Origin of the sequence: Bacteroides luhongzhouii, from assembly GCF_009193295.2 — a bacterium.
Lineage (GTDB): Bacteria > Bacteroidota > Bacteroidia > Bacteroidales > Bacteroidaceae > Bacteroides > Bacteroides luhongzhouii.
In genome coordinates this window covers 5118308-5130953 of the sequence record NZ_CP059973.1, presented here as the reverse complement: position 1 = coordinate 5130953, position 12646 = coordinate 5118308, and the positions used below count along the sequence as shown (strand labels likewise).

Here is a 12646-nt window from a genome sequence, read left to right as displayed (position 1 = left end):
TTTTTTGTTTTATTATGTCAGTTTAGAAAGAATACTGCACCAGCATATTCAACCGGTTGGCATGACGAGTTGCGGAACTGAAATCAGTGCGCCATCCTCTCAAATACTCAACGCCGACTTGCAGATTACTGCTTACATTCCAGAAAGCATTGGCTACCAGATATTGTCCTTTACGATAGGATTCGGGATTTTCACTTGGATATCCATTTTCAGAATAAAGTCTGGACAAACTGTATGTTCCGGATATAAAGATGCTCGGACAAAGATTGTATTGCAATCCTGCGTACCATCCCAGCATCGGAAGAACTTGCATTTTCCCTTCTTTGTCGGGATCGGGGACGATATCTACGTTCAGGTTACTTAAATCATTCAGATAGGAACCGATACCTTTTCCATAATTAAATTGTCCGAATGCCTGCAATTTCTTGGTAATATTGAAGGTTGTGGAGGCTTGCAGACCGAAGCCGGTAGCGGAATAGGCTTTTTCATGCACATTGCTCGAATAAGTCATGCTGCGGATAATAGCCCCTAATTTAATATGGCTGTTGCTATTCCAGTTATACTGTACGGAAGTGGCAAAGTCCGGCATCCGTTGGGTGTTGATAGACAAATCATTGTTGGTTGTGCCGTCTACCGAAGGCATTTCCATAGAAACACCAAACTTCCAGTTTTTCAACTTATCATACATATAGCTTAATTGCGTAGTGCGGTAAAAGGCTGAACCGTTAGGACCTGCAAAGTCGATAGTCGGAGGCAGTGCGGAGAGGTCCATGAACGAACCATAGCTGTACCCGATGGTGAAACCGAGAAATTGCGCGTAAGCGTTTTGTAATTCGAAGGTCTTTCCATCACCACGGAAGTTTCCGGCAGTGTAAACTATGAAGTCTCCCAAATGCTTGGTACGTCCTACCAGTTTGAGGAACAGGGTGGAAGTGGTGATGTCCATTTGGAATTGGTTCTTTGCAAAATTGTCGCTTCCGCGTTGTGGTATCAATGCCGGATAGAAATCGACATCATTTACGATACCGTTAAAGTCATACTCTGCCGTTGCACGAACATACCCTCCAATACCGAGGGCGAATTTCCCTTTCTGGTCAGTGAGCAGGAAGCGGGGAGCATTCGGGTCGTGAAAGCGCATCTGTGAACGGTCGTTCATGATTCGGATGATCTCATCTCCTGCTTTGTTCTTCGAAACAAACATGATCGAATTGGGCTCTTCATCTTCGATGATTACCTTCTTTTGTGCATGGGCACAGAGGGGGAAAATTCCTATCCCCAGTAGCATAGCTACCATTTTAAAGCTTGTTTTCATTATGAGTTAAGTTTTAGGTGAATGCCCAATCAACAACTAAAAAAAGAAATGGTTGAGAGGGGCAAAGGAAAAATAGCCAAACTAATCGGAAGAATTGCTATTTATAATGATTCTAAAAAAGCGGATCTTTGTATCGTACTAATTAGATAAAAGGAATACGATGATGGAAAAAGTAGACTTTACGAAAGGAATATTAGCGATACAACCGGATTTGCATCGCTTCGCATATAAATTGACGGCAGATCGCGAATCTGCCAATGATTTGGTTCAGGATTGTTTGTTGCAGGCATTAGATAATCAGGAGAAGTTTACGTATAGCAAAAATCTGAAAGGGTGGATGTATACGCTAATGCGTAATATTTTCGTGAACAACTACCGTCGCACGGTTCGCGAAATGAACCTGATTGATGATAGCTATTCCATCAATCAACAACATCTGATAGAAGATGAGGATGCTGACAGATTCGAATTTACATATGATATGAAACAGTTGTACCGGGTGATACATTCCATACCGGAAGAGATGAAAGTGCCTTTTCAGATGTTTGTAGCCGGATTTAAGTATAGAGAAATTGCTGAGAAATTAGGATTGCCGATGGGGACGGTGAAGAGCCGTTTGTTTTTCATCCGTAAGCGGTTGAAAGAGGAACTGAAAGATTTCTCCTCCTGATGCGCCGCCTTTCTAATTGAGTAATGTGTTTTAAGGTCAAAGTGATGAGTCTCCCTGTCAGAATACGACGCTGATGGGGAGGCTTTTTTTATCTTCTGTTTGAGGAAATATAGATTCTGATAAGATGAATGTGATAATTCCAGTTTTATTTTTTACCTTTGCACCCCGAAAGAATAAAAGACGTATGATGCCGTGAATAGCGGCCGTGTATTCTAGAACACCACGTAAAAAACAGGAATTATGAAAGAAAAAGTATCTGTACCCTTTATGCTGCTGGGTATCCTCTTTAATGTTTGCCTCATTGCAGCTAATCTTCTTGAAACGAAAGTAATCCAGATCGGTAGTTTGACCGTGACAGCCGGATTATTGGTTTTTCCTATTTCTTATATTATAAATGACTGTATCGCCGAGGTTTGGGGATTCAAGAAAGCGCGCCTTATCATTTGGAGTGGTTTTGCCATGAACTTCTTCGTGGTTGCTCTTGGATTGATAGCTGTTGCCATTCCGGCTGCTCCTTTTTGGGAAGGCGAAGAACATTTTGATTTTGTGTTCGGTATGGCTCCCCGTATTGTGGCTGCCAGTCTGATGGCCTTTTTGGTAGGCTCGTTTCTCAATGCGTATGTGATGAGTAGAATGAAAGTAGCCAGTCAGGGACGTAACTTTTCAGCCCGTGCCATTTGGTCGACTGTGGTGGGTGAGACTGCCGATTCATTGATTTTCTTCCCGATAGCTTTTGGAGGTGTCATTGCCTGGAAAGAACTGCTTATCATGATGGGGATTCAGATTGTACTGAAATCTCTGTATGAGGTTATAATCCTCCCGGTGACGATCCGTGTGGTGAAAGCAATCAAGAAAATAGACGGTAGCGATGTTTACGACACGGACATCTCTTATAACGTATTGAAAGTCAAAGATATTTAATAAAAAATATGAATAGAGAAGCAGCGTTGGTTGTGTTTAGTGGTGGACAGGATTCTACCACTTGCCTGTTTTGGGCAAAACGCAACTTTAAAAAAGTATATGCCTTGAGCTTTCTGTACGGTCAGAAGCATCAGAAAGAAGTGGAACTTGCGCGGGAGATAGCCCGGAAAGCGGAAGTGGAATTTGATGTGATGGATGTTTCCTTTATCGGACAGTTAGGCCATAATTCATTGACCGATACTACCATGGTGATGGATCAGGAAAAGCCGGCAGATAGTGTTCCCAATACATTTGTTCCGGGACGTAACCTGTTCTTTTTGAGTATTGCGGCTGTATATGCCCGTGAACGTGGTATTAATCATTTGGTAACGGGAGTTTCCCAAACGGATTTCAGCGGTTATCCCGATTGTAGGGATGCGTTTATCAAGTCTCTTAATGTGACTCTCAATCTGGCCATGGATGAACAGTTTGTGATTCACACCCCTTTGATGTGGATTGATAAAGCAGAGACATGGGCGTTAGCCGACAAACTGGGAGTGTTGGAACTGATTCGTACCGAGACTTTGACATGCTATAATGGTGTTCAAGGAGATGGCTGCGGACATTGCCCGGCTTGTACATTGCGTCGGGAAGGATTGGAGAAGTATTTAAAAAGTAAGAATCAATAATATCTCTACATAGAGATTAAAATGCATTTTTTTGCTGTCATCTGTCACATTATTATAGATAAATGTTTAGCTGTAAGATATTTAGTATGTGACAGCAAGTGGTGACAGCAGCTAAACTTGATATTTTGCCGTCACATCTATTGTCACCGGTAAGTGCTAATTAATAAATGATAGTAGCTTATATCCGGAATGTATTGGCTTAGATTAGTTTCAATAGTATGAAACTGTTGTTTCATCGGTGAGAAACTAAAGTTTCTAACGCTTGAAACTATTAGTTCCAAGGCTTGAAACCGTTTGTTCCGTTTAATGAAACCGTTTGTTTCACGTCATGAAACACGCCGTAACAAGTAAGATGGGGATAAAGCAAACGACGGGGAAAGAGTGGATGGTGATAGGTAATAGATGTGGTGATAGGTTGTAAAATGAATCATTCACCACTGAAACATCGATGAATAAGGCGTTTGAAGCAGGACGGTGATAGGTGAAAGAGGAAATGCATTTTTTTGTTTAGGGAAGGGATTGTAGTTAACGAGTAAAATGACAGAATTAAAAGACCAACTTTCTTTATTAGGAAGAAAGACCGAGTATAAGCAAGATTATGCTCCTGAAGTATTGGAAGCTTTTGATAATAAGCATCCTGAAAATGACTATTGGGTACGTTTTAACTGCCCGGAATTTACAAGTCTGTGTCCTATCACAGGGCAACCGGATTTTGCCGAAATACGTATCAGCTACATTCCTGATATAAAAATGGTAGAAAGTAAGAGTTTGAAACTCTATCTTTTCAGTTTCCGCAGTCATGGTGCTTTTCATGAAGATTGTGTGAACATCATAATGAAAGATCTTATCCGATTGATGAATCCCAAATATATTGAAGTAACAGGTATCTTTACTCCCCGTGGTGGTATTTCTATCTATCCGTACGCCAACTACGGTCGTCCGGGAACAAAATTCGAGCAGATGGCGGAACACCGTTTGATGAATCGTGAATAGATGAATCGGGAATAATAGTACAAATATAAAAACTCACTAATTAAAATATCGAATATGACTCATCATGTGCCCGCTGAATTACAAAGCTATGTTCGCAAACATATTATCCCTCAATATGCCCACTTTGATAAAGCGCATCAAGTCGATCATGTAGAAAAGGTGATTGAGGAAAGTCTGAAATTAGCGACGCATTATGAAGTCGATTATTCGATGGTTTACGTCATTGCAGCTTATCACGATTTGGGATTGTATGAAGGGCGTGAGTTTCATCATATAGCCTCCGGTAAAGTTTTGTTAGCTGATGAAACTTTACGTCGTTGGTTTACCGAAGAACAACTGTTGCAAATGAAAGAAGCGATAGAAGATCATCGGGCCTCTAATAAACAAGTTCCCAGAACAATTTATGGAATGATTGTTGCCGAGGCCGACCGAATTATAGATCCCGAAATCACCTTGCGTCGTACCGTTCAATATGGGCTATCCCATTATCCGGAAATGGATAAAGAGGGGCAATATGCCCGCTTCCGGAAACATCTTACTGATAAATATGCAGAAGGAGGGTATCTGAAACTATGGATACCTCAATCGGATAACGCAGGTCGGTTGGCGGAACTTCGTAATTTGATTGCTAATGAGGGGAAACTGATTAAGGTATTTGATAAGTTATATTCTGATGAATTGGGATAGACTATTCTGATATTTTTTATTTCTATATTATCGGGTTGTAGCTTACAAAGAAACTGTTTAATTCAGAGTAGCCAAATAGGCTACTCCTTTTGACACTATATTGGGAATACTTTATTCGTGATGATATGGTCCTCCATTTAATATTGTCATTGCCCGATAAATCTGCTCCACGAATATCAGTCGAATCATTTGATGAGAAAAAGTCATCTTCGACATTGAAATCTTTTCGTGTGCTGCCTGATACACTTTTTCTGAAAAGCCATAAGGGCCTCCGATAATGAACACCAATCGTTTATTCACCGTATTCATTTTCCGCTTCATATATTCGGCAAACTCAAGAGAACGCATTTCTTTCCCGTGCTCATCGAGCAGCACCACGACGTCACCCGGTTGAAGAGCTTTCAGTATCAGTTCTCCTTCCTTTTCTTTCTGTACTTCCATTGAAAGACTCTTCGTGTTTTTCAGTTCGGGAATCACTTCCATGTCAAAAGTGATATAGCGTTTGGTACGCTGGATATAGTCGTTGATGGCAGTGATATAGTGTTGTTCTACGGTTCGTCCTACGACGAGCAGGGTTGTTTTCATACGTCTACAATTCTGATTATTGCACAAAAATAGGCATTTTTTATGTTATTCTGCAATTAATGCTTACCTTTGCCTATCATTAGTTGAAAGTTTAAGCCTTTAAACTTCAACTTAAAAGCTTGTAATTATGAACAAACGAGTGCTCGTAGGAATGACCGCATTGCTTCTTTCCCTCTCGTTGCTAATGGCGCAAGAGATACCGGCAGGAGTGATTACGGCATTTAAAAGAGGAAGCTCGCAAGAGCTAAGTAAGTATATGGGGGACAAGGTAAACCTGGTGCTCCAAGGTCGCTCGACAAACGTTGACAAACAGAAAGCAACAGCTATGATGCAGGAATTCTTTACGAAGAATAAAGTCAGCGGATTTAACGTGAACCATCAGGGAAAACGAGACGAATCAAGTTTCGTTATCGGTACGTTGGCTACTACTAATGGAAACTTTCGTGTGAATTGCTTCCTTAAGAAAGTGCAGAATCAATATTTAATACATCAAATAAGAATTGACAAGATCAATGAATAAGGAAAAAGAACTGATCGACAAGTTGATCGATCTTGCTTTTGCAGAAGATATAGGTGATGGCGATCATACCACCCTTTCATGTATTCCCGCTACGGCAATGGGAAAATCAAAATTGCTTATCAAAGAAGCCGGCGTATTGGCAGGTATCGAAGTAGCCAAAGAAATCTTCAACCGCTTCGACCCCACCATGAAAGTGGAAGTGTTTATCAACGACGGAACAGAAGTGAAACCGGGCGATGTAGCAATGGTAGTGGAAGGAAAAGTGCAATCTTTGCTTCAAACCGAACGCCTGATGTTGAACGTGATGCAGCGTATGAGCGGCATCGCAACCATGACCCGCAAATATGCAAAGGTATTGGAAGGAACAAATACCCGTGTGCTCGACACCCGTAAGACAACTCCCGGTATGCGCATCCTCGAAAAAATGGCAGTGAAAATCGGTGGTGGAGTAAACCATCGTATTGGTTTGTTCGATATGATTCTTCTGAAAGACAACCACGTAGACTTTGCCGGAGGTATCGACAAAGCCATCACTCGCGCTAAAGAATATTGCAAGGAAAAAGGCAAAGACCTGAAAATAGAAATAGAAGTCCGCAGCTTCGACGAACTGCAACAAGTTCTTGACCTCGGCGGAGTGGATCGTATCATGTTTGATAACTTCACTCCCGAAATGACTAAGAAAGCAGTGGAGATGGTAGCAGGCAAATACGAAACCGAATCTTCGGGCGGCATTACCTTTGACACCCTCCGTGACTATGCCGAATGTGGCGTAGACTTCATCTCGGTAGGAGCTTTGACTCATTCAGTGAAAGGACTGGATATGAGTTTCAAAGCGTGCTGATTTTTTTTCGCCATAGAGGACGCAGAGTACACAGAGGAACAATGATAGGAAATTCTTCCTATGAAGTAAGTTTAAAACCTCTGTGTACTCTGCGTCTTCTGTGGTGATTTTCTTTCTGTTTAACTTCTTTTAGCAATATTCCTTGCAGCATTCCTCAAACATTTGCGTCTAATGAGTAAACGACGCAGACATACGTTCGATTTTAAAAAAAAGTAATTGACTTTGGAAAACGAGATAGAACTGATAAAGGGCTGTCGGGCAGGAAAGGATTCAGCCCGAAAGGAACTTTACACCCTCTATTCCAAACAGATGCTGGCGGTATGTTTCCGCTATACGGGCGATATGGATGCGGCGCACGATGTACTGCATGACGGTTTCATCAAGATTTTTACCAACTTCTCGTTCCGGGGCGAGTCTTCGCTCTGTACATGGATCACCCGGGTGATGGTTACTCAATCACTCGATTTCCTGCGGCGGGAGAAACGAGTCAGCCAGTTGGTAGTGCATGAAGAGCAGCTTCCCGATATACCGGATATATCGGACTCGGGAGGAGGGGCTGGAATCTCCGAAGAGCAATTGATGGCTTTTATTGCCGAATTGCCGGATGGTTGCCGAACTGTTTTCAACCTTTATGTGTTTGAAGAGAAATCGCACAAGGAGATAGCCAAGATGCTTCACATTAAAGAACATTCGTCTACTTCGCAGTTGCACCGGGCCAAGTATTTGTTAGCAAAAAGAATTAAAGAGTATAGGAATCATGAAGAAAGAAAATGATGAAATAACCGATCTGTTTCGCACGCGTCTCGCTGATGCAGGGATGAGTGTACGGGATGGCTTTTGGGAAGAGCTCTCGCAGGAAATACCTGTGGCTTGCCAGCATCGTCGTCGGATTCTGCTCTTCCGTGTGGCGGCTGCGGCATCTGTATTGCTCGTTTTGGCGGCCTCGTCGGCTACTTTCTTGTATTTCTCTCCCAAAGAAGAAATGGAAGAAGCATTTACAAAGATAGCCGTGACAAATGGAGGACAGATGGATGGAGATGGAATACGCGTCAATCAGTTACCGTTGCCGGTAGAACCGGTGTTGCCGAAACCGGCTCCAAAGTCTTACGGTATGCTGTCACAATACACAGAGGAGGAAGATTCGCTTTCTATCACTTTCTCCATGTCGTTTTCTTTTTCTGCCACCACTTCTACAGGAAATGGCAACCGATATGGTAATCAAGGGAATAACGGCTATTGGCAGGCAATAAACGGTGATACGGAATCATCTGTTGCTCCGGAAGAACAATCGAATGTGAATGTGGCTCAACCTAAAGCTATGAAAAAGCATCGCTGGGCGATGAAAGTTCAGGTAGGCACGGCGCTTCCGGCTGATAATGGTACGTATAAAATGCCGGTTTCCGCAGGGGTAACGGTAGAACGTAAGTTAAACGAATCTCTCGCAATAGAAACCGGATTACTTTATTCAAACCTTCGTTCGGCAGGACAGCATTTGCACTATCTGGGTATCCCCGTTAAAGTAAATGTGACACTGGTAGATACGAAGAAAATAGACCTTTACGCTACCGTAGGAGGAATAGTCGATAAATGTATCGCCGGTGCGCCGGACAACAGTTTTAAAGAAGAACCTATCCAACTGGCAGTGACTGCCGGTATTGGAATCAATTATAAGATTAATGACCGACTTGCTGTTTTTGCCGAACCCGGAGTTTCGCGTCATTTCAAGACAGATTCGAAACTGGCTACGGTACGAACGAAACGGCCGACTAATTTTAATTTACTTTGCGGACTTCGCATGACGTATTAATCCTTATGAAAATGAAAAAAACACTACTAATGCTGTGGATGGCTGTTTGCCTCATCGTATCTTTTACAGGATGCACCAGCGAAGAAATGGATTATAACAATCCGGATGTTGCCCTTTTTGTGAAACAATTGAAGTCGGGTACGTACAAGATGAAGAATGAAAAAGGGGTGGTGGAGGTTCCTCATTTCACGGAAGAGGACATCCCCGAACTTTTAAAATATGCAGAAGATCTGACTATTATTCCTTCTTTTCCGTCAGTTTATAATATGAACAACGGTAAAATTCGGTTGGGTGAGTGTATGCTTTGGGTGATTGAGTCTATCCGTCAGGGCACACCTCCGTCATTAGGTTGCAAAATGGTATTGGCGAATGCTGAAAATTATGAAGCAATCTATTTCCTGACTGATGAGGAAGTGCTCGATGCGGCCGCTTGTTATCGTAATTGGTGGGAAGAACGCCAATATCCGAAAACAAGATGGACGATCGATCCGTGCTACGATGAGCCGCTTTGTGGATCAGGTTATCGTTGGTGGTAACAAAGGAGGAGCCTTCGGAAAGTAAAAAATAGGAAACATTCATGTGGGAACGTTTGTTTGTATCAGTAGTCTTATGCTGCTGACAGGGGATTGCTACACTCAAAAGACCGCTTCTCATTGAAGAATATGAGTGATAACGTAAGTGAGAAACATATGTGTATTGCATATGAAGCGCTCCCAAATAATAGGTAATGAAAGAGGATAGAGGATGGATAGATTGAAACGGTTTATTGCAACGATGGTACTGTGCCTGACGGCTTTATTTGCATATTCGCAAGTATGGACGGCGCAAGACTCTTTGCATTTGAAGAAATTGCTGGAGAGTGACCAGGAATTGCATTTGAATATGGATGCTGTAAAGTCGATTGATTTCGGGACTGCAGTCGGTACTCCCCGAATGTCGGAGGAGAAAAGCTGGATGATGCCTGATGAATCGCTTCCTGAAGCTTTGCCTAAACCGAAAGTGGTGTTGAGTTTGATGCCATATAAGGCGAATACCCGTTATAACTGGGATCCTATCTATCAGAAGAAGATAAAGATTGATAAAAACACTTGGCGGGGAGATCCTTTCTATGAGATACGCCATCAAAGATCCTACTCGAACTGGGCACGTAATCCGATGGCGAAAGGGGTGCGTAAATCTTTGGATGAGATACAGGCGAGCGGAGTACGTTTCCGACAGTTGAGTGAACGTGCCAATGGAATGATGGTGAATTCGGTAGTGATGGACGCACCTATTCCCTTGTTTGGTGGGAGCGGAGTGTATATCAATGGCGGAACGGTCGGCGGACTTGACTTGATGGCTGTCTTTACCAAAGAGTTCTGGAATAAGAAAGGCAGAGATAACCGCGCCCGCACATTGGAAGTTTTGAGAACTTATGGAGATTCTACAACTGTGTTGATAAATAAACCCATCGAACAGATTGCCCGCTGAAGACGTTATAATGATGTGTTGATGTAACAATGTATAATGTACATCAACATATTAACACATAGATAAATTATTAATTATGAATAGAATTACTTCCCTTCTGGGTATTCAATATCCTATTATTCAAGGTGGCATGGTGTGGTGTAGCGGCTGGCGTCTTGCTTCTGCCGTGAGCAATGCCGGCGGATTGGGATTGATCGGTGCCGGTTCTATGCATCCGGACACTTTACGTGAACATATCCGTAAATGTAATGCGGCCACAAAGTTTCCCTTTGGCGTGAATATCCCTTTGATGTATCCCCAGATAGAAGAGATTATGAATATTGTGGTGGAAGAGGGAGTGAAGATTGTTTTTACCTCTGCCGGAAATCCGAAAACATGGACGGGATGGTTGAAGGAACGTGGAATAACAGTTGTTCATGTCGTATCTTCTTCTCGTTTTGCTGTGAAATGTGAGGAAGCCGGGGTGGACGCAGTAGTGGCCGAAGGCTTTGAAGCCGGAGGGCATAATGGACGGGAAGAAACAACGACTTTCTGTTTGATTCCGGCTGTACGTGAGGCTACAACATTACCTTTGATAGCCGCGGGAGGTATTGGTACAGGAGAAGGAATATTGGCTGCTATGGTGTTGGGGGCCGAAGGCGTACAAATAGGAACACGTTTTGCGCTGACTGAAGAGAGTTCTGCGAGTCCGGTATTTAAAGATTATTGTTTGAGTCTTGGTGAAGGGGATACTAAGTTGTTATTGAAAAAGCTGGCTCCGACACGATTGGTAAAGAATGCTTTTCGTGAAGCGGTGGAGAAGGCTGAAGATAGTGGTGCTACTTCCGAAGAATTAAGAACTTTGCTCGGACGCGGACGTGCCAAGAAAGGTATCTTCGAAGGTGACTTGGAAGAAGGTGAACTGGAAATAGGACAAGTCTCGGCAATTATATCCCGTCGACAGTCGGTGGCAGAGGTGATGAATGAATTGGTTGAATCTTATCAGCAAGCTGTGGAGAAATATAAATTCCCATTTATGATAGGCTGACAGGTTCGTATTTCAAACCAAATACATCGGCTACAGCTTTATAAACGATTTTTCCTTCTACAATATTCAGTCCGAGAGCCAATGCCGGATTATCTTTGCAGGCTTTTTTCCATCCTTTATTTGCTAAAGCGATCACGTAGGGGAGGGTAGCATTAGTCAGTGCAAGAGTGGAAGTATAAGGTACGGCTCCCGGAATATTAGCTACTGCATAATGAATGATTCCGTCTACAATATAGGTCGGTGCACTGTGGGTGGTTGGGTGAGAAGTCTCGAAACATCCTCCCTGGTCAATCGCTACATCTACTAATACTGTGCCGGGTTGCATCATCGAAAGCATCTCTTTAGTAATCAGATGCGGTGCTTTATCGCCGGGAATCAATACGGAACCGATAACTAAATCAACATCCGGCAATTCTTTTCTGATTCTTAGTTCGGATGCATACAATGTCTTTACATTCTTAGGAAGTGTTTCACTCAAATAGCGCAAACGTGCCAGATTTATATCTGTGATAGTGACGTCTGCCCCCATTCCCGCAGCCATTTGCGCAGCATTGCTACCTACGATTCCGCCACCTAAAATTAATACTTTAGCCGGTTTAACACCTGGCACACCTCCCAAAAGAATACCTTTTCCACCTTGCGGCTTTTCCAGGAAACGGGCACCTTCCTGAATAGACATACGTCCGGCAACTTCGCTCATCGGAATTAATAAAGGTAATGTGTGGTCTGCTTCTTCTACAGTTTCGTAAGCCAGGCATATTGATTTGTTGGAGAGCATGGCAAGGGTTAACTCCCTGTCGGAAGCAAAATGGAAATAAGTGAATAGTAACTGTCCTTTTCTTATTAAGTTATATTCAGTGATTATCGGCTCTTTCACCTTTACGATCATCTCGGCAGTGGCGTAAATATCTTCTATTGTTGGCAGGATATGTGCGCCGACAGCTTGATATGCTTCATCCGGAAAACCGCTATTTATTCCCGCTGTATGTTGGATAAATACCCGATGCCCTTGTTTTACCACTTCAGCCACTCCCGAAGGTGTCATGCCTACACGGTTCTCATTGTTTTTGATTTCCTTTGGTACTCCGATAATCATAATGTTGCGTATTAAAGATTTAACGTGTTCGAAAGTACGAAAAATCCCC

General features: G+C 42.7%; 15 protein-coding genes. 12 read left to right on the top strand and 3 right to left on the bottom strand.

The window, feature by feature from the left end; all coding sequences use genetic code 11:
* Positions 1-22: 22 nt before the first annotated feature.
* Complete coding sequence (locus GD631_RS19570; RefSeq protein WP_143259484.1) at positions 23-1312, bottom strand: DcaP family trimeric outer membrane transporter; 1290 nt, start codon at positions 1310-1312, stop codon at positions 23-25.
* Between the two features lie 163 nt (positions 1313-1475).
* On the opposite strand from GD631_RS19570, the gene GD631_RS19565 reads away from it, so the two are divergent.
* The 5 genes from GD631_RS19565 to GD631_RS19545 all read left to right on the top strand — a co-directional run bounded on the left by GD631_RS19565 (position 1476) and on the right by GD631_RS19545 (position 5251).
* Positions 1476-1982: an RNA polymerase sigma factor gene (locus GD631_RS19565; RefSeq protein ID WP_004314521.1), complete on the top strand. Its 507-nt coding sequence runs from the start codon at positions 1476-1478 to the stop codon at positions 1980-1982.
* A 240-nt stretch (positions 1983-2222) separates the two neighbouring features.
* Positions 2223-2903, top strand: a complete 681-nt coding sequence (locus GD631_RS19560) for a queuosine precursor transporter (RefSeq protein ID WP_143259485.1) — start codon at positions 2223-2225, stop codon at positions 2901-2903.
* 8 nt (positions 2904-2911) lie between these two features.
* The gene (queC, locus tag GD631_RS19555) at positions 2912-3571 is read left to right on the top strand and encodes a 7-cyano-7-deazaguanine synthase QueC (protein ID WP_015532987.1); all 660 of its coding nucleotides are present in this window, start codon (positions 2912-2914) and stop codon (positions 3569-3571) included.
* A 537-nt stretch (positions 3572-4108) separates the two neighbouring features.
* Positions 4109-4564 (top strand): preQ(1) synthase, encoded by a 456-nt coding sequence (gene queF, locus GD631_RS19550; RefSeq protein ID WP_004304260.1) that lies wholly within the window; start codon positions 4109-4111, stop codon positions 4562-4564.
* A 54-nt stretch (positions 4565-4618) separates the two neighbouring features.
* On the top strand, positions 4619-5251 hold the full coding sequence (locus GD631_RS19545; RefSeq protein ID WP_143259486.1) for an HD domain-containing protein: 633 nt from the start codon (positions 4619-4621) through the stop codon (positions 5249-5251).
* Positions 5252-5362: 111 nt separating this feature from the next.
* Here the strand turns inward: GD631_RS19545 and rlmH are convergent, their stop codons facing one another.
* A complete protein-coding gene (rlmH, locus tag GD631_RS19540; protein ID WP_004314516.1) occupies positions 5363-5836 on the bottom strand; it encodes a 23S rRNA (pseudouridine(1915)-N(3))-methyltransferase RlmH in 474 nt (157 codons plus the stop codon).
* A gap of 127 nt (positions 5837-5963) precedes the next feature.
* On the opposite strand from rlmH, the gene GD631_RS19535 reads away from it, so the two are divergent.
* The 7 genes from GD631_RS19535 to GD631_RS19505 all read left to right on the top strand — a co-directional run bounded on the left by GD631_RS19535 (position 5964) and on the right by GD631_RS19505 (position 11501).
* A complete protein-coding gene (locus GD631_RS19535) occupies positions 5964-6356 on the top strand; it encodes a DUF4783 domain-containing protein (RefSeq protein WP_143259487.1) in 393 nt (130 codons plus the stop codon).
* The gene (gene nadC / locus GD631_RS19530) at positions 6349-7197 is read left to right on the top strand and encodes a carboxylating nicotinate-nucleotide diphosphorylase (protein WP_004314515.1); all 849 of its coding nucleotides are present in this window, start codon (positions 6349-6351) and stop codon (positions 7195-7197) included. The genes GD631_RS19535 and nadC overlap by 8 nt, the downstream gene beginning before the upstream one ends.
* Before the next feature lie 222 nt (positions 7198-7419).
* Complete coding sequence (locus GD631_RS19525; protein WP_004300758.1) at positions 7420-7971, top strand: RNA polymerase sigma factor; 552 nt, start codon at positions 7420-7422, stop codon at positions 7969-7971.
* The gene (locus GD631_RS19520) at positions 7955-9004 is read left to right on the top strand and encodes a putative outer membrane beta-barrel protein (RefSeq protein WP_143259488.1); all 1050 of its coding nucleotides are present in this window, start codon (positions 7955-7957) and stop codon (positions 9002-9004) included. The genes GD631_RS19525 and GD631_RS19520 overlap by 17 nt, the downstream gene beginning before the upstream one ends.
* Positions 9005-9015: 11 nt before the next feature.
* Positions 9016-9540 carry a DUF4943 family protein gene (locus GD631_RS19515; RefSeq protein WP_143259489.1) on the top strand — a complete coding sequence of 175 codons (525 nt, stop codon included), beginning with the start codon at positions 9016-9018 and terminating at the stop codon, positions 9538-9540.
* 208 nt (positions 9541-9748) lie between these two features.
* The gene (locus tag GD631_RS19510) at positions 9749-10474 is read left to right on the top strand and encodes a DUF4858 domain-containing protein (protein WP_143259490.1); all 726 of its coding nucleotides are present in this window, start codon (positions 9749-9751) and stop codon (positions 10472-10474) included.
* A 76-nt stretch (positions 10475-10550) separates the two neighbouring features.
* Positions 10551-11501, top strand: a complete 951-nt coding sequence (locus tag GD631_RS19505; RefSeq protein ID WP_143259491.1) for an NAD(P)H-dependent flavin oxidoreductase — start codon at positions 10551-10553, stop codon at positions 11499-11501.
* Here GD631_RS19505 and ald read toward each other — a convergent pair.
* Positions 11488-12597, bottom strand: a complete 1110-nt coding sequence (gene ald, locus GD631_RS19500) for an alanine dehydrogenase (protein ID WP_143259492.1) — start codon at positions 12595-12597, stop codon at positions 11488-11490. The genes GD631_RS19505 and ald overlap by 14 nt on opposite strands.
* Positions 12598-12646: the final 49 nt, after the last annotated feature.